This window comes from Paenibacillus sp. SJS-P3 (assembly GCF_056711585.1).
The window spans coordinates 327,934-349,524 of sequence record NZ_CM160043.1 but is presented as its reverse complement, the minus strand read 5'-3'; the positions used below and the strand labels follow the sequence as shown (position 1 = coordinate 349,524).

Below are 21,591 nucleotides of genomic sequence, written 5' to 3'. Positions count from 1 at the left end.
AGGCAGTATGTATCCGCCTATTATACATGATAATAGAGTCCGGATGGCCGAAGGAGCTCCTCTTGCATGCAAAAAGCCCGGAATTCCTCATGCGGAATCCGGGCTCGGAGTCAAAATCTCCGGCGTCAAGGAACCTTGATGACGAACGGCACGGTGAACACTTCGCCGCCGCGCTTGAACTGGCCCCATATTTTGTAGATCCCGCTTTTCGGGAACGTCGTCATGAACCGGGCTTCCGGCCCGGATGCCTTCTCGTCCATCGGATGCACATGCAGATAACTGTCCGCGTCCGCGGTCAGGATGACGACATGGCCGACCGCGCCAAGATAGGGCTGCAGGTCCGTAACCGGCTTTTCGGTCCGGGCGTCCGCAATCGTGTACGTCAGCACGGCTTCCTTCCCGGCGGCCAGCCCTTCGATGGAGAGGGCGATCTCGTTGCCGTCCACGACCTTGGTCAAATCGCCGTCCGGCTCGATCGGCTTGGCTTTATCCGCCGCTCCGCCTATGGACACCCACTGCATCCTGCTCATCGCGCTGCCGCCCGCCGGCACGAAGTCCGCGATCAACTTGTATTCTCCGCCGGCCGGAAATTCCGTTGCGATCTCAAAGACGCCCCCGCCCTTGTACTCCGGATGGATGTGGCTGAAATAAGACAGGTCCTTGCTCACGATGATCATATGCTGCTTCTGCTCATGGGCGGTATCGAACTGCTCGACCGGCTTGCCGCCGCTTGTAATGGCGACCCGGATAAGCGTCTCCTGCCTCGCCTCCGGCTGGCCGCCGCCTGCCAGCGTCCACTCGGCCTTCACATCGGAGTCCTCGGCGGCCGTCCCTTTCCCTGCGCCGCCTTCATGGGCATGTCCGGCGGAAGCGTCGGACGAGCCATGGGCATTCTGCTCCTGCTCCATATTCATGTCCATCGAGCCATGGGCATTCTGCTCCTGCCCCATGTTCATGTCCATCGAGCCATGGCCTCCCTCTTGGTGGACCGTCTTGGAGCCGCAAGCGGACAGAACGGCGGCGGCGACGACGAGCGTGGCTGCCAGCTTCAACCGTTTCATCATGGATTCAATCCTTCCTGCATACATTTTCATTCATCCAAACAAGCTGCGTCCTCTCATCCCGTCCCGCTGCCGGCCCCTACACCTTCATCCGCTGCAGACGAAGTGCGTTCAGCACGACCGAGACGGAGCTGAGCGCCATCGCCGCTCCGGCGATCCAGGGAGCCAACAGGCCGAGAGCGGCCACCGGAATGCCTAGCGTATTGTAGCCGAGCGCCCAGAACAGATTCTGCCGGATGTTGCCCATCGTCCGGCGGCTCATGGCGATCGCGTCGGCGATGCTGTTCAGATCGCCGCGCATGAGCGTGACGTCGGCGGCTTCCATCGCCACATCCGTTCCGGTGCCGATGGCCATTCCGATATCTGCCGCGGCAAGCGCGGGGGCGTCGTTGATGCCGTCCCCGACCATCGCGACCTTTTTGCCCTCTGCCTGCAGCCTCTTCACTTCCTCGGCCTTGCCTTCCGGCAGCACCTCGGCCCGGACTTGATCGATTCCCGCCTGCCTGGCGACGGCCCGGGCCGTGCGCTCGTTGTCGCCGGTAATCATGATGACCTCGATGCCCATCGCCTTCAGGCGTGCCACCGCCGCAGCCGACGTCTCCTTGATCGTATCCGCCGCCGCGACCAATCCCGCATACCGCCCGTCAACTGCGATCAGCATCGCCGTTTTGCCCTCTTCCTCCAGCCTCTCCATCGAGGCCATGGCCTGATCGGCGGAGATGCCGTACCTCACCATAAGCCTGCGCGTTCCGGCCAGAATCTCTTGCCCTTCCACGACCGACCGGATGCCGTAGCCCGGTATCGCCTCGAACTCGCCGGCTGCCGGGATGGAGATTCCGCGCGCCTCGATTCCCGCGACGATCGCTTCCGCAAGCGGATGCTCCGAGCTCTTCTCCGCGGCTCCGACGAGACGGAGGAACTCCCTCTCCTCCATATGGCTGGCGACATCGATATCCGTCAGCTCCGGCATGCCCTTCGTCACGGTGCCCGTCTTGTCGAGGATGACGGCGTCGATCTTATGGGTCGTCTCCAAATGCTCGCCGCCCTTGAACAGGACGCCCAGCTCTGCGGCGCGGCCGGAGCCCGCCATGATGGACGTAGGCGTCGCCAGGCCGAGGGCGCATGGGCAGGCAATGACGAGGATCGCGATAGCCTTCTCCAGCGCTTCGGCGAAATTACCAGGTGTTACCCAGAAATACCATACCAGGAAGGCCATGAAGGCGATGCCGACGACAATCGGCACGAAAATGCCGGAAATGACGTCCGCAACCCGCTGGATCGGGGCTTTGGAGCCTTGCGCTTCCTCGACGACCTTGATGATCCGGGCCAGCGCCGTTTCTTTGCCGACCTTGGTCGCTCTGATCTTCAGCCGTCCGTTCTTGTTGATCGTCGCGCCGATGACGAGGTCACCGGCTCTCTTCTCCACCGGAATGCTCTCTCCCGTCAGCATCGATTCATCGATGGAGGAGCTGCCTTCCAGCACTTCGCCGTCGACCGGAACTTTCTCGCCCGGCTTCACGACGACGATGTCACCTCCGAGCACTTCCTCGATCGCGACCGTCGTCTCGGCTCCGTCCCGGATGACCAGCGCCGTCTTGGCTTGCAGCCCCATCAGCGTCTTGATCGCTTCGGACGTGCGGCCCTTCGCCAGCGACTCGAATAGCTTGCCGAGAATGACAAGCGTGATGAGCACGGCGCTCGTCTCGTAATACATCTGCGGACCATGATGGGCCATGCCGCCCATCCGCGCCCATTCGACGGTCAAATAAACGCTGTAGAAGTAAGCTGCCGAAGTTCCGAGGGACACCAGGACGTCCATATTGGCGCTCCGGTTGCGAAGGGCTTTGAAAGCCCCGACGTAAAACGGCATGCCGATGTAGAACTGGACCGGCGTCGCCAGCGCAAGCTGGAACCACGGGTTCATGAACAGCTCCGGCATCGGGATCCAGGACAGGAAGGAGAAGTGGGCCGCCATCGACCACAGCAGCGGGAGCGAGAGAATACCCGACAGGAGCAGCTTGCGCTTCTGGCGAGCGACGGCTTGCTGCCGGAGCTCGGATGGATCGGCGACCTCCTGCCTGGGGATGGCCTCATAACCCAGCTTGGCTACTCTTGCTTGCAGGTCCGCGACCGATACGGCCGCCGGATTGTATTCCACCCTTGCGCTCTCGAGAGCGAAGTTCACGGCCGCCCCGGTCACGCCCGGCGTTCTGTTGAGCGTCTTCTCGATGCGCACGGCGCAGGCCGCGCAGTACATGCCGACGAGCTGGAGATCCGCTGTCTGCATGGGGGCATCGTATCCGAGCTTGCGGATCGTCTGCTGCAGCTGCGGCACGGTCACCTGATCGGGATCGTAGGTCACCGTCGCTCTTTCCAGAGCGAAGTTCACGTTCGCTTCCGCGACGCCCTCCAGCCTGTTCAGCCCTTTCTCGATCCGGTTCGCGCAAGCCGCGCAGGTCATGCCGGTCAGCTGCAGCGACGTTTGCTCCTTAGCCTGTTTGGATGCTTCCACTTGCGGACACCTCGCTTAGTTCCTTTATTGCCATCATTCCGCGGCCTTATTCTTACGCTTACTATACCCCTCTACCCTATATTCAGTCAATCAAAACTTATACCCCCCACCCCTATATGGAAGGCATAGAAAAAGGATTCTCTCGAATCCCGGTTATTTCATCAATTTGTTGATGGTGACCAAAAGCTCGTCGATGACCTCGCTCTCGCCGTCCTGGATGCGCTCGATGACGCAGCTCTTCATATGATGCTCCAGAAGCAGCCTGCCCACGCCGTTCAGGGCGGATTGGACCGAAGAGATCTGATTGAGGACGTCGTCGCAATAGACATCCTTCTCGATCAAGCCCTTGAGACCGCGGACCTGGCCCTCGATCCGGTTGAGGCGGCTGATGAGATTGCTTTTGGTCTTCTCGGAGTGATGGCTTTTGCGTCCGTCCGCCTCGCATGATTCATGCTTGTTCGTATCCTGCTGGAGCTCATCCATGACATCACGCCCTTTTTGATTTCCAGTTTACCATAGCCCCCCCACCTATACCAACACCCCGATTTTGAAATGGATTCGTGAACCGCTCCCCAGCCTTCAGGGCAATTCGATGCCCAGCCCCCGCTTCACGGCTTCACGGCAATAATGACCGGCGATCGCGATATCGAATATTCCCAGACCCATCGGGTTGAAGAATACGGTCTCTCCCGGAAATTCGGCCAAGGCGTCCCGGCAGACGAGATCGGCAAGCGTTCGGACATCCTCTTCCTTGAGTCCGTGCCGGAGATGAAGCAGCTCGATGTCCGTGTTCTCGCGGCATACCTCCCGCCAGTCGTCAACGAAGACGGCGCGGACGCCGGCGACGCCCTCCGGCCTGAAATCCCGCAGCGATACGTTCAGCAGCAGCGAGCCGGGAGCAGGCGGCTCGTCGATGTACCGCTCCGCCGATACCGTGCATGTGGCGATCACGTTGGACCGGCGGTAGAGCTCCTGCCAATTCGAAGCGATCGCCGTCATTCCGCGCGCATCCTCCGGCACGGTCTGGGGATCGATGTCCCGCAGATCGTACAGCATGACTTCCTTCAGACGGCTCCCGAGCAAGGCGGCGCACATGTCGAGATGCAGGCGGCCGATCGGGCCCCAGCCGATGATGCCGAGCCGGATGTCCTGATCCGGCCTCGAGTCGGCATAAGCCCGGAGCATGACGCCGCTCACCGCGGCCGCGCGCAGGCCGTTGAGCAGATTGCACCGGAGGAAGGCGAGCGGCAGGCCGTTCTCCGGATCGTTCAGAACGATCGCATTATGCGCCCGCGGCTGGCCGTTCTTGATGTTGCCGGGAAATCCGGCGATCCATTTGATGCCTGCCAGCGGCTGCGGGCCGCCCAGATAAGCCGGCGTCGCGATGATTCGGTTCCCCGGTTCGGGAAACCGGAGATAGGTTTTGAGAGGAGCTGCATAGCCTCCGCGATCCATCGCCCGCACGGCATCCTCCGCGATGCCGGTCAGCTTCTCCCAATCCACACCGGCTTCGCGGATATGGCTGTCATTGAGATAGAGCATGCCTAATCCCCCTGTTCCAGGCATCCGGATCGACGCCGAGCTCCCGCTTCACCCAATCGTCGTCATATACCGAGCTCATATACCGTTCGCCTCTGTCCGGCAGGATGGCCGCGCATATGGATCCGGCCGGAATGCTGCCGGCGAGGCGCCGGACCGCCGCCACGACGCCCCCGGAGGACGCTCCCGCCAGGATCGCCTCCTCCCGGGCCAGCTCCCGGCAGCCCCGGACGCATTCGGCATCCGTTACCTTGACGACGATATCCGCCAGCTCGCCGCCGTGCAGCTCCGGCACGACAGCCGCTCCGAGACCGGGAAACTTGCGCGGCCCTCCTGTGCCCCCGAACAGGATACTGCCCTCCGCATCGACCGCGACGACCTTCGTCGTCCAGCCTCTGCTGCGGATATGATCGGCGCAGCCGCGGATCGTTCCGCAGGAGCTCACCCCGCAAAACAGATAGTCGACCGTCCCGAGCTCGTCCCCGATCTCCTTCATCGTCTCCTGATGCGAACGGGCGTTGTCGGGATTCCCGTATTGGTTCGTCCAGTAGGCTTCGGGAAGCTGCGCGAGCAGCTCCTTCACCCTGGCGATCCGCGCCGGCAGAAATTCTCCCGTCGCGGCATCGGGACGCTCGACCAGCTCGATCTCTCCGCCGAAGCTCCGGATGATCCGCATGTGCGCGTCGGTCGTCCGGGGATCGACGACGCAGATGAAACGGATGCCCAAGTAACGGCATAGCTGAGCCAGGCTGATCGCCAGATTGCCTGAGCTCGATTCGATGACCGTGCTCCCCTCGGTCACGTCGCCGCGCCGGATGGCTTCCCGGAGCATATGGAGAGCCGGACGGTCCTTGGCGCTGCCGCCCGGATTCATGCCCTCCAGCTTGCCGAATACAGCGAACGGCTCGCCCCGGAACAGCCGGTCCAGTCGAATGAGACGCGTTCGCCCGATGGTGTCCGCAATGCCTCCGTCCAGCTTCATCCGGATTCTCCTTGTCGATAATGGATTTTTTTGTTTTTGACGGAGCCCTGCTCTCCGGTGTCGTCCAAGGACTCCCGGACGACCTGGATCCCGCCCAGGATGCCGCTGCGGATCATCGTCCCGATGTCGGGATTACGGTCCTCCAGCTCCTGCCGGATGAGCTCAAGCGCTGCATCGCTTCCCTGCTCGCTGTCGACCGCGATCCGCAGCGCGTTCCCTTCGACCCGGACGCGGACGCTCGCGCCGCCGAGATGCCGGCAGACCGTATCCTCGATGTCGTAGATGCTGATCTTCTCGCCATGCTTGAGATCCGGTCCGATCCGCTTCACGAGGCTGTGGAAGCTCTGCCGGGGCACGCCCTCCACGTCGATCGTCCTCAGATCGCGCACGACGTCGTACGTCGCGTAGCGAAGCGCGGGAAAGGCTTCGCGGATGGACGAGGTCAGCACAAGCACCTGCTCCCCTTCGGATAGCGGCCGGAGTCCCTCGCCAAGCTCTTCGGCTCTCACCCCTTCGGCGACGATTCCATTGCCAGGAGATAACGGCCGCAACGATGCGAATACGATGCGATCGTGCCGATCTCGATCGATCCGTACGTATCCGTGATTCTGTCTTCGCCGATTCCAAGCCGCTGCGCGGCCTGGCTCCGCCATCCCGGCGACGCCGTCTCGCCGACAAGGACGACATGGCGGATGCCGAGCGCCGCCGGCTCGCCGGCCGCAGCCAGCAGCCGGTCCAGGATGGAGGGCATCGTATACAGCACCTCCGGCCGCAGCCGCTCCAGCGACTCGATATGCTGCCGGATCGGCAGCCGGAAGGACAAGGACTCCACCGTCATCCCGAGCTGCCGGAATACCTCGACAGCCGTCGCTTCCGCATGGCCGGTCCCCATGTCCGATACGGCCGTCTTGTACCCGTACGGCTCCAGAATGTCCCGGAACACGTCCAGCTTCACCCGCAGATAGTCGGCTTCGTCCTGCTCCGAGTAATAGATCGTCTTGCGGCGGCCCGAGCTCGTTCCCGACGTCCGGTAGCTGCGGAGCTCCGGCTGCCGGGCGAGAGGATTGTCGTCTGAGTAATAAAACCGTTCGAGAAGGGTCGACGTCAGCAGCGGAAGCCCCATCCCATCCGATATTCCTGCCTGCCTCCCTGAGCCGGAGATGATAAGCCCGTCTAGCCAGGGAAAGCGCTGCCTCATCCTGTCGGCGATTTCCCGCATGCTGACCGGAGTGTCCATATGCATATCCTCCCGCTTCTTCTATGTGCCCACATTGCCGCTATATCGTATGCCCATTCCCCTGCTGGGGTGAATCGGCTTGCCGGCGGCCGTCAAGTGCCGGGGCATGGTTGAAAGTTAGGGGCACGAACGAGTGTCCGGGGCATGCCGAGAATATCGAGAACATGGCCGAGTGTCCGGGGCATGCCGAGGATCGGGAGCATGGCCGCCGAGAGACAGGGCCGCTGCCGGCTGCCTCGGCGTCATTTCGGCGAAGCGGCAGCTTCCGCACGGGTTGACCGGATCCTCCCGCTGCTCGCTGGCCGCAAAGAGGCAAGATGCCCATACCCGACCGTCAGCGCCTACATAGAATAGAAGAATATAGCCTCTGCCTTAGGGGGAAAGACGGCATGAATACAGCCAGGAACAGAAACGCAACAGTCCGGAACGGCAGCAAAGCCAAACAGAAGAACAGGCCATCCGCTCCGGGGAGGAAGCTGAAAGGCAGCGGCGTTCAAACTGTCTCCAGCAAAATAGCCAAAACAGCCCTTCTGCTGCGATGCGCCGAGCTGAGGAAGCATATTCCATCTACCCGCCGGCTGAACAGCGGCACGCTCGCCTCGATGCTGGGCCGCTACGGGATGGTCTATGTGAAACCCGATACCGGCTCGATGGGAATCGGGGTCATGCGCGTAGAGAAAAGCGGCAAAGGCTGTCGTTATCAAAGCGGCGAGAGCATCTTCGCCTTCAAGTCCGTATCCGCCTTGTTCCCGTCGCTGCGCCGGCAAGCCGGAACCAGACGTTATCTCGTTCAGAAGGGCATCCGCATGCTCAAGCATGACGGCCGGCCGTTCGACTTCCGCATCATGATCCAGCGGAATCCTGCCGGCCGCTGGGAATGCACCGGCACGGCAGCCCGCGTCGCCAGTCCGGGCAAAATCGTCTCCAACGGCAGCCAGGGCGGAACGATCTACACGCCGGAGGCGTTGCTTCATCCCGCTGCCGGCAAGTCCGGCACGATCCGGCTGCTGCGGCGGATGAACCGGCTGGCGCTGCTGACGGCAGCCGAATTCGGCCGCGCCTACCCGGCCATGAACGAGCTCGGCCTCGACATCGCTGTCGACCGCAAGCTGAAGCCGTGGATTCTCGAAGTCAACACCCGGCCGGATCCATGCCCGTTCACGAAGCTGGACGATCAGACAGCCATCCGCCGCATCGTCCGCTACGCCAAAGCTTACGGCCGCCGCTACAGCCTCGTTTGCGGCAAAGCCAAAAAAGCGCCCTGAAAGGGCGCCGGAGAAAGAGAAACCGTTCGGGGCGGAGATTTTTGCTAAGAAGGAACGTTATGGACTTCCACAAGCTTGGCAGCGACAGCCTGCGTCAGCTCCTCGACGGTCTTGGGCACAAACGTCTTCATGACTCCGTTCATCATGAACCCCATGGCTCCCTTGCCGGAGATGTCCAGGTGCCCCGTCAATCGGGTAAGGCCGTCGCCAAGCGTCGATGCTTCGAAGTATCCTTCGCCGCCGACGCTGTCGGAGACGCCATCAATTTGAAAGGTCAGCCTGGACGGCTCGGTCCGGCCGGTGATGTCGATTTTCAGCTTGATCACCTTTTTCGTGAAGCCGAGATCGCCCTTGAAGGTCCAGAGCGCTTCGCTGCCGCCGAGCAGCTCATGCTCGATATAACCGGGCATAAGAGGCATCCACTTGTCCATATCGCTTGCAAAGCTCCATGCGTCTTGAACGGATACCGGTATTTCAACTGAATGCGATGCGTCTGGCAAGGCTATCACTCTTCCTTCTCGTTGAATTGGTAAGCGCTCTCAAATATGAAGGGCGACTGCCTCCGGCGGAGTTGTCCGGTCTCAAGATTCAGACGCTTGGGTCCATCATAGCAAATTTCCCTTTTTATGCCTATCCTCGTTGGTTCATGACACTCTTAGGAAAACATAGGGGCTGTCCATTGTCGCTTTCATGACGGACGGGACAACCTCCCACTGGGCTGGTCTCTTCGCTGGCATGGCACATCTCTCTCCGTTCAATTGGATAGTGGGCGAACAGGTCTGAAAGGGCTGAAGGCTCCGCCAAAAGTAAGCGCGATCATAGTGAATGGAAGAGCGAGAGCTTTCCGTTTGCCGTTCTCACTTTGGACTAAAATGATAGTTAAACTATCATTTTTTGACTCATCGTAGCATATCCCGTCTCCCTTGACAACGTTGTAGCAAAAATTGCGGAGCGCTATAATACGAGAATAAAATGACGACGGGAGCGGCAGACCGAAAACATGAACCCAGAAACAAGGCAGCGGCGCCTCAAAGCCATCATCGATGCAGCGGAGCAAGTGTTTACGAGAAAAGGAATCGACAAGTCCACGATGCAGGATGTCGCCACCGAGGCGTGTATAGGCGTTGCCACCGTATTCCGTTTTTTCTCGAAGAAAGAGAAGCTCGTTGTCGCGGTCGCCACCAAAATGCTGGAGGAAGTGCTGCAAGAGTTCATTGCCGTTGCAGCAATGCCGGAGACGAGCCTGCGCAAGCTCGAAATCCTCTTCGACAGCTCCATCAAGCTGCTGGAGCGCAAGGACAGCTCCAGCGTCAAGCTGCTGGAGAACTTCGAGAGCTACGCGGCCCAGTTCACCGAGCCGCTGGACGATATCAGCGTGTTCAACGCCGTCTACCGGCAGATCTCCGGAGTATTCGCCACCATCGTCGAGCAGGGCAAGCAGGATGGATCGATTCGCAGCGACTTGTCGATTCCCGAGACCTTGAGTACGGTCATGAACACTTTCGCTCTGCTCGCCCGCAAGCTTTCCTTGCAAAAAAGCATCCTGGTCGTCGAGCAGGACCTTGATCCTGCCGAGCAGCTTCAGATCCTGAAGCATATTTTTTTGAGTTATTTGAAGCCTCAATAATTAAGGGCAGCCCGAGGAACAGGCTGCCCTTAATATTCATAACCGTTAACCTTTCCAAACCTTGTCGCTAGACTTGATTGCGAGCTTATACCGACATAGGCTTTTTCTACATTGCCCCCAAATACAACAGATAATGGAAAGGCTTGGAAGATTCAAATGGTCTATTCGAAGTAATGGAGATAAAGATCCTCCAGATTGGGCCTTACGGTTTCCGCCTGCATGCCTACTGGCGGCTTTTCCCCTACGATTCTTACGATGACCTCCGAAGCCTCGCCCATGATGTTGCTGATCTTATAATTCCGTTGAAGCTCAGGAAGGTCATCCGGCCGTGCACGAACTTCAAAGACCTTATCTTTCATCCGCTCCAGTACTTGGGCCGGACGTTCTTGAAGGAGGAGCCTGCCCTCTTTCAACAGCAGGATTTCTTTGGCCACAAACTCGATGTCCGTCACGACATGAGTAGCCAATACGACGATTTTGTTTTGCGAAATTTCGGAAACCAGATTCCGGATTCGAATGCGTTCTTTAGGATCCAGGCCTGCCGTCGGTTCATCCAGAATGACTACATCCGGGTCGTTCAGCAAAGCCTGGGCAATAAGAACCCGTTGCTTCATTCCTCCGGAAAACGCTCCAAGCTTTTTATTTCCGTGAGCCGTCAGATTGACCGCCTCCAGCAGATGGGCAATCTGCTGTTTGGCTTTCTGCCTAGGCATTCCTTTCAAGGCAGCCATATACCAAAGAAAGCGCTGTGCGGTGAACTCAGGGTAGAGCCCTTGCTGCTGCGGCATGAATCCGAGCTTGGAGCGATAATGACTGCCCATCTCCGTAATACGAACTCCATCCAGTTCAATCTCCCCGACATCCGGCCGTAGATTTCCTGCCATAATGTTCATTAGAGTCGACTTTCCGGCGCCGTTAGGACCGAGCAGCCCGTATATTCCCGACGTAAATTCGGCGGTGAACCCATCCAACGCTATAACTTTCCCCTTCTGGTAGCATTTGCTAATTCCGTTCAACAAAAGGCGCAATTCAACCCCACTCCCGGTGTCTCGGATGGATATATCGGATTCTTGCCAACATAATAGCTCCTCCCGCTCCTAGCGCAGACAAGCCGGCATACAGTCCGACCGACAGCAAGGAGCTGCTGCCCAGCCAGTCAAACAGCATGAAAAATCCATTGAATGTATAAAGCCTCAGCCCCTCAAATCCTGCCAATTCCACAAGCAATGGAAGAACAAGGATGACGGACGACATCAGAAGCGCAGGAGCTTGCCTTCGAATAAGCAAGGATACATAGAGGACGAATACACTGGCTAGGACCGAAGCTAGCAGCTGAAAAGCCGAAACGCCGATAACAAATTCCTTTACTGTAACTCGTCCGTTTAGATGCTGGAAGAAAGACAAGCTCTGAATCGGAGCCGACCAGTCTAACGAGGGGTACTGGTTAAGCAGATTGATTAAAGGCGGGTAATAAACAAGGATCATGAGGCAGACACCCGTCAGTCCGGCCAAACCATGCTTGACCAAAAACAACGGCAGCCGCCCCTTGGGGGTACTCAACAACAGCATCTTCATTCCGCTCTGATTTTCTCCCGGAAAGAGTCGACATAACGATACAACCAGCAGCGAGGTAAACACAAGTCCATTAATTTTGTCCCGATAAGCATTCCGAAAATAGTAGTCGGTCGAAAGCTCATTAAGAAAGCTTCCTTCAATGCCTTTGAGCCGCTTCAATTCCTCCAAGTGCAAATATTGGCTGTAGACTCGTTTAAAGGAAGGCTCTTTCAATGCAAATATGTCCAGCTTGCTTTTCTTTTCCAGGTATTCGGAAGGTGAAAGCTCTTGGCTTTGATATTGATCCTGGATCTCACTGTACTGAGAAGGCAGCTCCTCAAAACGGCGCTTTTCTTGCAGAATGAAATCCGTTTTCGGCTGATTCAGCTTCCCCTCAAGGCGATCCATGTAGCCATTATAGATTCCGTCTTCTTCATTAAACGTCAAATTATGCTTATCGAGGTCCTGGTAGCCAATCAACAACGCCAAAACCAGAATGACATACAGCTTGCCGCCGAAGAACAGCTTGAATCCCTCATGGCGAGCCAATTGGACATATGAGGGCGGCCGCCGCAGCTTAGCCAGTTGAGCCGATGCCCACTGGACAAGCTGCGGCGAGGTTGAATAAGGCGGCCTCCAAGCGTACATGACGATGCCGAGAACGAGGAACAAACAACTGATCAGGAAAGCGCTGAAGGCCGATGCCCAGACACAAGCGACCGGGTAACCGCCTACATTCATATTTTTATAAACAGCTAGAAGTCCGTAAGTATCGTAAAACGAAAACACGTTCATATACTTGACTAACTGGAAAGGAGACAAAGGATGAATGAATTTAAAACTTATATACTGCCAAGCGAGAAAGGAAAACAGACAACCAAATACCATTTCGGCCCTTGCAAAAAGCTGGAATAAGAATGCGAGAACCATAGCCATCACGATATGGGCGAAAGCTTTGCAGGCCAAGTAAACCAGCAGATACTGCTTGACCGTCAGAGGCAAATTGCAATACCGAAACGCTTCCATGGACTGGACATACCGGGACAGGTCACCGAAACCGCCGTAGAGATAATAGGCGATCAGCAGCAAAGTCCCGTGAAAAAGGAGCGGCAGGAGAACGGACATCGATATCAATGCCGTGATTTTCGCTACGGCCAATGGGACTCTGCCTTTGCGCGTAGAGCGGGATATGCTTGCAAAACCGGAGTCCCTGTCGCTTTGAAATAAATAGACGCACAGTAAAAAAAGGATCAGGATAAGCAATACATCCGTTATCGAGAACGTCGTGGCAGACACAATTCCCCACTCGCCGCCCAATTTCAATGGAAGCCGCTCCAATTGAGCAAACTCCTTTGGCGTTCTTATGATATTGCGGTAGGAAAAGGAATCCTCGTCTTGAAAAATGGAGACGCCGAGAAGCTCTTCGGACTGCTGCTGAATTTGGTGCAGGTACTCTTTATAACCATCCATTGTTTCCAACTGGGTTGAGATCAACTCCGAGATATAGGCATCTCGGGACAGCATGGCCAGATTCCCACGGTACGGGCTGTGTTCAAAGGCATCCACAAGAGAAGGAGAGCGCTCAATTAATCGTGACATCTCCTCGGCTAAAGCCCGGTTGTCCGGGTCTTGGGCTGCTTGGGCGATAAGCTGATACGCTCCCAGCTCCTCCTGCCTTGCAATCGATTTTTTGTAGGCTTCGTTCAAGGGCAAGCGGGCGTATTGGCTTTCCGTTTGGCGGTACTCATGGATGTTCTGAAGGAGAAATCCGTTTTGGCTCACCTGCTCCTGTCCATAAAGGAAGCCGTTCCCAACCCATAAAATTGGAATCAGAAGGACCAGCAACCGCTTCTGAACCAATTTCAAATACTCGTAGCCTAACAGCTTCATTATGCTCCTCGTTTCCTTCAAGCATCATGACAACGTATTTTCCTGCAACGGCTTGAAGGCAGCATTGCCCGTACCGATATCATTCTTGTCCAAATATTCCATCCTGACTTTTCCGTCCTTGAAAACCTGAACAAACATATAGCGGTCGTCGCCGATCATAAAGGAGTGATCAATGGGAAGACCGGACAAATCAATCTTATCTACGGGGCGATACTGGCTGTCATAGACGGTGAGCTCATGACGAACATCCTCGAGCTTCCCCTTGAAACGGTCATCCATTAAAAATGGAAAGACCGGCCGGGCGTACAGGTAATCTCCACTTGCATAAAAGAAAGAAAAGAAATCCCTCTTTACAGGCAGCTCCTTCCTGTCCTCCCCTTCCAGATTGGAGGAAAGCAGCGTCGTATGCTCCTTGTCCCTAAGCATAGCTTCGTTGGCCACCGGAGTCGTGGAGACATAAAACAGTCGGTCTCTATTAAACCCTGTAAGCAAGGGTAATTTTTCGTCATCATCGGTAAACATTCTTGAAGCGGTCCCCTTCTCGGCATCATATCTCATTGCTCTGACGGATCTTCCTACATTCTCATAAAAGTAAATGTTCTTCCCATAGGGAAGAATGTCTTGGATTTGGCTATCCGATCCATCCGCCGCGTAAACAAGCTTGTCTTTTTTGGATCCGTTCAGGCTGAATTGCATCAACTCGGAGCTCGCCTTTAAGTGTTGGTCATAGCTTCTCAAGGTATAGTAGACTTTCCCCCTGTGTATAGCGATAGATTTTGGCAGGGAGTCGAAAGTTTTAATCACCTTTCGTGAAGCTCCGTCCGGGGAAAGCTCGATTAGCATCGTCTTCGATATATTGGCATTTTCCTTTCCCCATACTTCGCCGCTCTCCAAGGCATACAGCTTTCCTTGATAAAATTGCAGGAACTTGGATCTGGCTGACTGGCCGTGACTAACGAAAGCGCGGCAGTTGTCGACGACCCCTTGAACCGCCGGCTGCAGACAGCCGTTTTCAGGTCGATTGTCGAGCAAGACGGCCTTCATTTTCCCCTTGTCCGCATAGTATAGAAAGGAGTCATTTAAAAAGTAATAGCCTTTTTCCGACGGAGCTACGATAAGGCCGTCTCCTTGCATCTGGAATTGAAAAGGGAAGTCTGTGGCTGCAATGTATTCGTTGCGGAAATCTGCCCGCTCCTGCTGGCAAGCAGACAAGAAGAGCCCGACGGACAAGGCGGCTATCATGCCTCGAACGATTCTAGCAATCATCATTTGCACCTCATAGCCTAGTTTGGAATCCAACTTAGAAACCGAAAGAAGCCATTGGCTTCTTTCGGTCCTGTTCATGGTTTTCTTATGGTGTCGACGTCGATGACGACCACGATTGGCCTCCGATCGAGACCTGATGAGTTCCGTATGCATAACGAGATTGTACGGCTACATATCTTGCCGAGACATTGGCTGTTACCGACGTGCTTCCATTTGCCTGATAATTGTTGACGGTTTCAGTTTGATAGTTGTTATAATAGTATGTATATTCAATTTTAGCGTAAAGGCTTCCCATCGAGCTGGAGGTGGTCGTAGCGGATGCGCTTCCCGACGAGCTTCCAGTTGACATGTATACATAACCGGATACCGAACTTCCACTAACCGTTCCGCTCTCATAACTTGCCGCCGAAGCTCCGCTGGCCAAGCTCAACGAGGAGACAACCAGCGCAGCCAAACCTGCTGCGAATCTCTTTTTCCCTTTTTTCATTTCATTCAACTCTCCTTTTTACTATGTTGGACTAACAAGGGAAAATATACCATATAAATCCAAAAATTGCATTGAATGATAGGTTTGCCTGAAATAAGGAGGGTAACCTAAAGAAATGGGAATAAAAATCTTCTTCTGATAAGGATTGAAAGATATGGATGAACAACTGAAGTTTTTCACGAGTGTTTGTTTATCCCTTGCCTCGGCTGCAACCAACGGACTTATCCTTGAATAAATACCGCCGCAGCTCCTTCCGATGCGCATAGGCCAACAGCAGGAAATTCACGCCTGAGAACACGACCAGCTCCGCAGAATAGCGGCAGAGAAGCAAAAAAAGCAAAAGCAGAAGCATCCCCGCCACCACCTGAAAGCCATCCGAGGAAGACGAGGACGGCTTGCCTTTGCCGATCCACCGGAAACCGGCCAGCAGCAAAGCCAGAATGACGGCATAAGCAAGCGAAGCCTCGAATCCCGTCAGCGCGCTCCACACCCCGAACGTGACCGCGATCGCCTTCCCTCCCCGCCAGCCGGCAAAGGGCGAAAACATATGGCCGAGCACGGCTGCTGCCGCCGGATAAACAACGCTGTAGCCGGTCAGGCCTCCCCATCGGAGCAGAGCGAATACCGGCAAGTATCCTTTGAGGAAATCCAGCGCGATTCCCGTCAGTCCATATCCATATCCGGCCGCTCTCCACAAGTTCAATGCGCCCGGATTTCCGTCTCCCTTTTCCTTCAGATCATGCTTCGCCAGCAATCCGAGCCAATAGGAGAACATCAGCGAGCCGGAGAGGAATGAGCCCGCCGTCCACATCAGCAGCCGCATCATCGCTCGCCGCGCCTCCTTACCGCGACTTGCCGGCCCTTCCAGGCTACGCTTCCGAAGAACGCCACCTGGTACACCGAGTACAGCATGACAAAGACGAAAAAGACCATGCTCAGCATATGAACCGCCGGCATCCACAATCCGAACCTTCCCGTGCAGCGGAGGAAAGCGAACAGCTGCGCCGTGTACAGCACATACCCGATCGCCAAGGGCAGCGCCAGAGACGTTCCGAGCAGAAATGGAGCCGCCTCCGACGCCAGCAGGCCAAGCAGCCAGACCGCGACAAGCAGCGTCGTCCACGGGCTCAGCTTGCTCGTGCCGAGAATCGCTCCTTTGGCGAAACCCTGCAGCTGGCTGCGGATGCCGTCCGGATACATCCGGAACGATACGGCTCCCATGCCGATGTAATTCGTGACCGGGATGCCGGCCTGAATGAACTTCGCGCCCAGCCTCAGATCGTCCATCACCTCGGAGCGCACGCCCTCATGTCCTTTCGCCCGTTCGTATTCCTCCCGCTTGACCAGGATGCACGAGCCATAAAAGCCCTTGTCCGGATTGCCCCTTTCCATGGGAGAAGTAAACGCGAACAGGCCCAGCAGATTGGGAATCAGGGCCAGCCTTTCGTAGGTTTTCTCCGTCTCGTGGTAAGGGACGACCGATACCGCTCCTCCCTCCCGCTCCCTGGCGGCCAGCAGGTCTTCCAGCGCGTGGGGGCAGAGCCGGACATCCGCATCGAGGAAGGCGATATGGTCGCCCTCGCAGTGCCGGTATCCGTTCCATACGGCCCAATTCTTGCCCGTCCAGCCGGGCGGCAAATGCTCGTTGACAACGACCTTCGCTCCGAAGCTTTCCGCGATCGCCCGCGTCCCGTCCTCCGACCCGTCGTCTACGACGATGATTTCGAAGGGGCGGCAGCTCTGATGCCGGAGAGATTGGAGCAGATGCGGCAGATTGGTCTCTTCGTTCCGAGCTGGAATGATGACAGAGAGCTTCCCCTCGAAATGGAAGGAGCGAGCCGCGCCTGGAACCCTGTTCCTGCGGAACAATACAAAGCCCGCCGCCCATGCAGCCGCCAGCGCGGCCATGATCGCGATTCCCATTCCCTTCCGCCCCCGATCCGGTACAAGTACCCATGGAACATGTATATGGCGGATGGAAGAGAAATAAGACCGCCCCGGCCGGCGGTTGGCAAGCCGCGAGGTCGGGCACGGGAAGGAAGAAGGCTGCGGCAGACTGACCTTCCAGCAAAATGGCTGTGTTGCTGGCGGTACTCGATGATAGCTCCATGTTCCAGCGGCTGCCTGGGCTTTGGGCTGTTCTTGACCTTCAGCGATCGACCTGCTAGCCACAAGCTTGCAATGCCCTTCCCGAATATCAAGAAGAGCCCAGCCGCTCGATTGCGGCTGAACTCCCTTTTCCACCTATAAACAAGGCAGCATTTCTTCCGTTCCCATTTTGAAATGGATCGCTCCGCTCCCTAGTAGACTTGCTTAGTCCGCGGCGCCGACTAGAAGACTTCAATCGCCTTCATCTTCCCCCTCCGGCCTCCAGGAGCTTCTTATACTGCTCCCGTGTCGCGAGGGGATCGGATTCATTGTAAAAGACATATTCGCCCTTCAGCTTGAAGCGGATATACGGAGGGTTGTTCTTGTAAACGAACAAGCGGGCCTTGCCCAGCTCCTCCAGCCGAAAATGGCCGCGCAAAGCTTTGCCGGTCGCCTCTCCGCTTCTTCTGGAGCTCCGCGGTACACGGTCCACGAGCGTCAGCTCCTTCATCTCCGATGGCTCGAAGCCGATCGAATACATCGGATACTTGATCTCGATCCGGCTGCCGGAATCGATCGTCATGATTGGCGAAGTGACCTCCGAGCGGATCGCCATGAATGAGGTTCCAATCAGCACCGCCGCCGTAAGGGCCAGCGTGCCGCCCATGATCCATTTGCCTGCGGCAGTGCCGGTGTTGATCGTCTCCCCCATCCCGATGCGCTTGGGTACAAGGACGCGCCGGTCATAGGGATTATGATACGTAAACCCGTTCGCCCAGTATTCGTCGTCGTCGCTGTAGATGATCTTGCCATCCGCCTCCAGCGTCTCCCTCTCCAAACGCCGGATTCGGCTATAGGCGCTGTAAACCGTCAAGCCAGGAATGCAGGAGAACACCAGCAGGACCGAGATCCATAGAGCTTCATCGCCAGGGCTCTCCCGAGCCAGCAGCCGGTATAACAGCAGAGCATGGACGTTCTCGGCCAACGCGAGCAGCAGCCACAGCGTCGAGAGGGTTCTGCGCCTGAAAGCGTTCAGCAGCTGATTGGTCTCTCCGTTCATGCTGTAAGCCTTGGCTGCGCTTCTCCTTGCATGGCGGGCCAGCAGGAAGAATGCCAGCGCCAGCAAGAATCCGATGGAAGCGGGCGGAACCAGGGACACATCCTGAAGCCAAGCATGCAAGACGAGAGCGGCGCCCATGACGAAGGGAATCAAGAAATACCATAAAGACGGACTCTTTTTGCCGGCAAGCCGGACGGCTTTCAAATCGACCTGTACAATGCGTTTCGTCCCGACGAACCAGTCTTTCCGCTGCTTCAGCTCCAGCGTTTCCCGGAATGCCCGGCGGAACGGCGCGGTGATCGCGAAGAAGAAGGCCGCCATCCATACCCAGTAAGCCGTGATCTGGAAGCCCGGCCAAGCGTATAGGAGGACAACCGGAACCAAGCCGAGCAGCGTCCATAGCGTCATCGACCGAAGGCGCTTGGCATAGTCTTGCCGGATGCGGGCGATATCGCCGTCCTCGGCGGCATCGGGAGGAAGAGCAACGGCAAACAGCATGCCGCTGCGGAATTTGGCCTGACCCGAATAGACGCCAAGCGTCACAGCGTAGGTGATGAATGTGGTCAGACCGAGAACAATCGTCAAGATCAGCATGCAATCCCCCGTTTCTGAAAGTATAAAAGCTAGGTGGAAGTCGTTCTGTTCGCCATGCTGCGGAAAATTTGCTTGCAGAGGCTTTCGAAGCGGGAGGCATCCATTCCGTGGATCGATGCCTCCGCGATAATGAGCCGAAGCTCCTGCTGAAGCGGCTTGGACAGCTCGTTGCTGCGCTCGGGAGGCGGACTGACCTTGGCACCGTGCCGCCGGTCGATGACGATGTAGCCCTCCTGCTTCAGCAGCGCATAGGCTTTGTTGACCGTCATCATGTTCATGCCGAGCTCGTCGGCCAGCTGCCGGACCGTCGGCAGCTTCTGCTGCGGCTCCAGCCCGCCCGTCGCGATGCCGAGCACGATCTGGTTCCGCAGCTGCTCATAGAGCGGCGTTGCGCTGTCGTGGTCGAGGGTGATGAGCATGAGAAGACTCCTTTGCGGACAATTTTTGTATTACTTATATTAATACAAATAGTATTAAAATGGAAGGTTTCCGGAAGGAATCTCCGTAGAGTTGTTTTTCGGGAGCGGCAAACGGCTACTGTTTGCTTGCCCCCGACATAATCTGGAGTAAAGACCTAGCCTAGGATGTGGATGCGATGAGAGAAGCCCCCTTGCCTTCCCCTTCCACCGACAGACCCAACAAAAAATCTCGTTGCCCAGGAGCGTTTGAAGGCCAACGGGCTGGAATTCCACCGGCATTATATCGGAAGCACCGCATGTTGTCCCAGACGCTTCCCGAAACTGTTGAATGGCTAGTGATAAAAAGTGACTGCCGTCCAGTTGCTGCTCATAAGCGCTGGAATAAATACTCCCCCAAGAACGGAAGCGATGAAGGCAATTACAAGATGAATCATGTACCCGTTTGGATATGACGGATATTGCCTGCAATCGACCTTAAGGACAAGGAGTCTCGCTGTAGTTCCCATTATTGTCGGATGTGTGCGGAAAGAAAGGGTATGCCCGGCATGTCCTATTGGCGCGTCCTTCTTACCACCGGCTTGTCTGCTATTCATTGGTTTGCGAAGCCCATCACTTGAAGGGGGCTTGCTGCTATTTTTGCTATTTTTACCGAGCTGGCGTTCCAGTTCATGAACGCAACTCGTTAGTTGTTCAATTTGTTCAGCTTGCTTTTCGCACAGCGCAGTTAATTCCTGATTTCGCGCGAGCAAAGCATGGAAAAACACCGCAATCTCCTGATCGCCCTTACAAGTAAAAAGTCTCCCTGCGATTGAGGAGACCTAAGTAGCAACCATGTATTTGAGTTTTTTGGGGAATATTAATGTAGTAATACCAGTAAAACGGATGGGGGCAAAATTTAATGTGGAATATTTTTTGGAGCACGGTTCTGCTGGCTTGTATCGGTATCTTGTTTCTAAGAATTGCGGGACGAAAATCGATTTCGCAAATGACGATACCGCAGCTTGTTATCCTGCTGGCTCTTGGCACGTTACTTGGAAGCGAAGTTAGCGGCAAGGGGCTCGCGAAGACGATACTAGCGTTGGGTACGTTTGTTATGCTTCTTGTCGTTTTCGAATGGGCATCTTTGCGATGGAATCGTGCGGAGACGGCCTTGAAAGGAAAAACGGTTCCGGTCATTGAGCAGGGACAATTGCTGGTCTCTAATATGCGGAAGCTGCGGCTGACGGTGGACGATCTGAAAAAGCGACTGCGAATGGCGGGAATATCGCGTATCGAAGACGTGAAGACAGGTACAATTGAAGATAATGGTGAACTTGGATATGAGTTATTTCCGGATTTGAAACCCGTTACAAGACGAGACCTGGAGGCTCTGTTAAAAACGTATTTCCCGCAAATCAGCGTACAAATGACCTCTAATGAGACTACTGAAAAAGAGAATATATTTCCAGAAATTACAACTGATTCTCAGCACACTAGCAACCACAGTCTCCAATGACGGCGAGGTAAGCGTCAAACACTCCCCACCTTTAAAGAATCTAATACGGCCGTCCGGAATGTAATTATCCATCGCCCGCCGATAGCTGATTACGACTTAGGGTTTAATTCTAATGGAACGATCAAGTGGACGGACCGAAGCCGTGATCCGGATCGATATCTAAGTCCCACGAATTACTCGACCGAAAATACGGGCATCGATTATTATCGGACTAAAGGTATTACAGAGAAAAAATTCTACTATGTCTCTCCATCTGGAAAGCTTGTACGATCTAAGCTTGTTACACCAGATGAGCTTGGAGAATACACCGTTGGAATGGCTGTAAAGGATGAGCATGAGGCATGGAGCGATTATCTCGAAAAAACAATCATAGTCGGATCGATTCCGCAGCCGGAAGAACCAGGATCACTCGTTATAAAAACCGAGAGCTCATGAGGAGAGGGGCAGGCTCAATCAGATAGAATCTGAAGCAATCCTTTTAATCGCTATGACATAATCCTCCTCAATCAATTCGA

Annotated in this window: 20 protein-coding genes; 3 read left to right on the top strand and 17 right to left on the bottom strand. The window is 55.9% G+C overall.

Translation table 11 applies throughout. The features are described 5' to 3' along the window. Positions 1-125: 125 nt before the first annotated feature. From AC06G8_RS01630 to AC06G8_RS01600, 7 genes are all read right to left on the bottom strand, one after another. Entirely contained in the window at positions 126-1,064 is a 939-nt protein-coding gene (locus AC06G8_RS01630) for a hypothetical protein (protein WP_480284207.1), read from the bottom strand. A gap of 76 nt (positions 1,065-1,140) precedes the next feature. Next, a complete protein-coding gene (locus AC06G8_RS01625; protein ID WP_480285366.1) occupies positions 1,141-3,522 on the bottom strand; it encodes a heavy metal translocating P-type ATPase in 2,382 nt (793 codons plus the stop codon). A 204-nt stretch (positions 3,523-3,726) separates the two neighbouring features. Continuing rightward, on the bottom strand, positions 3,727-4,056 hold the full coding sequence (locus AC06G8_RS01620; RefSeq protein WP_021878103.1) for a metal-sensitive transcriptional regulator: 330 nt from the start codon (positions 4,054-4,056) through the stop codon (positions 3,727-3,729). 96 nt (positions 4,057-4,152) lie between these two features. Next, positions 4,153-5,115, bottom strand: a complete 963-nt coding sequence (locus AC06G8_RS01615) for a 2,3-diaminopropionate biosynthesis protein SbnB (protein ID WP_480284206.1) — start codon at positions 5,113-5,115, stop codon at positions 4,153-4,155. Further along, positions 5,099-6,094, bottom strand: a complete 996-nt coding sequence (gene sbnA / locus AC06G8_RS01610) for a 2,3-diaminopropionate biosynthesis protein SbnA (RefSeq protein WP_447663478.1) — start codon at positions 6,092-6,094, stop codon at positions 5,099-5,101. The genes AC06G8_RS01615 and sbnA overlap by 17 nt, the downstream gene beginning before the upstream one ends. Beyond that, positions 6,091-6,603, bottom strand: coding sequence for a hypothetical protein (locus AC06G8_RS01605; protein WP_480284205.1), 513 nt, complete (start codon positions 6,601-6,603; stop codon positions 6,091-6,093). The genes sbnA and AC06G8_RS01605 overlap by 4 nt, the downstream gene beginning before the upstream one ends. After that, the gene (locus tag AC06G8_RS01600; protein ID WP_480284204.1) at positions 6,600-7,331 is read right to left on the bottom strand and encodes a hypothetical protein; all 732 of its coding nucleotides are present in this window, start codon (positions 7,329-7,331) and stop codon (positions 6,600-6,602) included. The genes AC06G8_RS01605 and AC06G8_RS01600 overlap by 4 nt, the downstream gene beginning before the upstream one ends. 389 nt (positions 7,332-7,720) lie before the next feature. On the opposite strand from AC06G8_RS01600, the gene AC06G8_RS01595 reads away from it, so the two are divergent. Next, positions 7,721-8,596, top strand: coding sequence for a YheC/YheD family protein (locus AC06G8_RS01595; RefSeq protein ID WP_480284203.1), 876 nt, complete (start codon positions 7,721-7,723; stop codon positions 8,594-8,596). Positions 8,597-8,640: 44 nt separating this feature from the next. On the opposite strand, the gene AC06G8_RS01590 is transcribed toward AC06G8_RS01595, so the two are convergent. Further along, the gene (locus tag AC06G8_RS01590) at positions 8,641-9,105 is read right to left on the bottom strand and encodes an SRPBCC family protein (protein WP_480284202.1); all 465 of its coding nucleotides are present in this window, start codon (positions 9,103-9,105) and stop codon (positions 8,641-8,643) included. Positions 9,106-9,596: 491 nt separating this feature from the next. Here AC06G8_RS01590 and AC06G8_RS01585 point away from each other — a divergent pair, with 491 nt between their 5' ends. After that, the gene (locus AC06G8_RS01585; protein ID WP_480284201.1) at positions 9,597-10,223 is read left to right on the top strand and encodes a TetR/AcrR family transcriptional regulator; all 627 of its coding nucleotides are present in this window, start codon (positions 9,597-9,599) and stop codon (positions 10,221-10,223) included. Between the two features lie 161 nt (positions 10,224-10,384). On the opposite strand, the gene AC06G8_RS01580 is transcribed toward AC06G8_RS01585, so the two are convergent. From AC06G8_RS01580 to AC06G8_RS01540, 9 genes are all read right to left on the bottom strand, one after another. Then, positions 10,385-11,194: an ATP-binding cassette domain-containing protein gene (locus AC06G8_RS01580; protein WP_480284200.1), complete on the bottom strand. Its 810-nt coding sequence runs from the start codon at positions 11,192-11,194 to the stop codon at positions 10,385-10,387. A 58-nt stretch (positions 11,195-11,252) separates the two neighbouring features. Beyond that, on the bottom strand, positions 11,253-13,667 hold the full coding sequence (locus tag AC06G8_RS01575) for a hypothetical protein (RefSeq protein ID WP_480284199.1): 2,415 nt from the start codon (positions 13,665-13,667) through the stop codon (positions 11,253-11,255). Between the two features lie 24 nt (positions 13,668-13,691). Further along, the gene (locus AC06G8_RS01570) at positions 13,692-14,936 is read right to left on the bottom strand and encodes a hypothetical protein (RefSeq protein ID WP_480284198.1); all 1,245 of its coding nucleotides are present in this window, start codon (positions 14,934-14,936) and stop codon (positions 13,692-13,694) included. A gap of 82 nt (positions 14,937-15,018) precedes the next feature. Continuing rightward, complete coding sequence (locus tag AC06G8_RS01565) at positions 15,019-15,420, bottom strand: hypothetical protein (RefSeq protein WP_480284197.1); 402 nt, start codon at positions 15,418-15,420, stop codon at positions 15,019-15,021. Positions 15,421-15,610: 190 nt separating this feature from the next. Beyond that, positions 15,611-16,246, bottom strand: a complete 636-nt coding sequence (locus AC06G8_RS01560; RefSeq protein ID WP_480284196.1) for a glycerol-3-phosphate acyltransferase — start codon at positions 16,244-16,246, stop codon at positions 15,611-15,613. Continuing rightward, positions 16,243-17,343, bottom strand: a complete 1,101-nt coding sequence (locus AC06G8_RS01555) for a glycosyltransferase family 2 protein (RefSeq protein WP_480284195.1) — start codon at positions 17,341-17,343, stop codon at positions 16,243-16,245. The genes AC06G8_RS01560 and AC06G8_RS01555 overlap by 4 nt, the downstream gene beginning before the upstream one ends. A 427-nt stretch (positions 17,344-17,770) precedes the next feature. Continuing rightward, a complete protein-coding gene (locus tag AC06G8_RS01550; protein ID WP_480284194.1) occupies positions 17,771-19,162 on the bottom strand; it encodes a DUF5808 domain-containing protein in 1,392 nt (463 codons plus the stop codon). 29 nt (positions 19,163-19,191) lie between these two features. Next, on the bottom strand, positions 19,192-19,581 hold the full coding sequence (locus tag AC06G8_RS01545; RefSeq protein ID WP_480284193.1) for a GntR family transcriptional regulator: 390 nt from the start codon (positions 19,579-19,581) through the stop codon (positions 19,192-19,194). 332 nt (positions 19,582-19,913) lie between these two features. After that, a complete protein-coding gene (locus tag AC06G8_RS01540; RefSeq protein ID WP_480284192.1) occupies positions 19,914-20,345 on the bottom strand; it encodes a YIEGIA domain-containing protein in 432 nt (143 codons plus the stop codon). Between the two features lie 134 nt (positions 20,346-20,479). On the opposite strand from AC06G8_RS01540, the gene AC06G8_RS01535 reads away from it, so the two are divergent. Next, entirely contained in the window at positions 20,480-21,076 is a 597-nt protein-coding gene (locus AC06G8_RS01535; RefSeq protein ID WP_480284191.1) for a DUF421 domain-containing protein, read from the top strand. Positions 21,077-21,591: the final 515 nt, after the last annotated feature.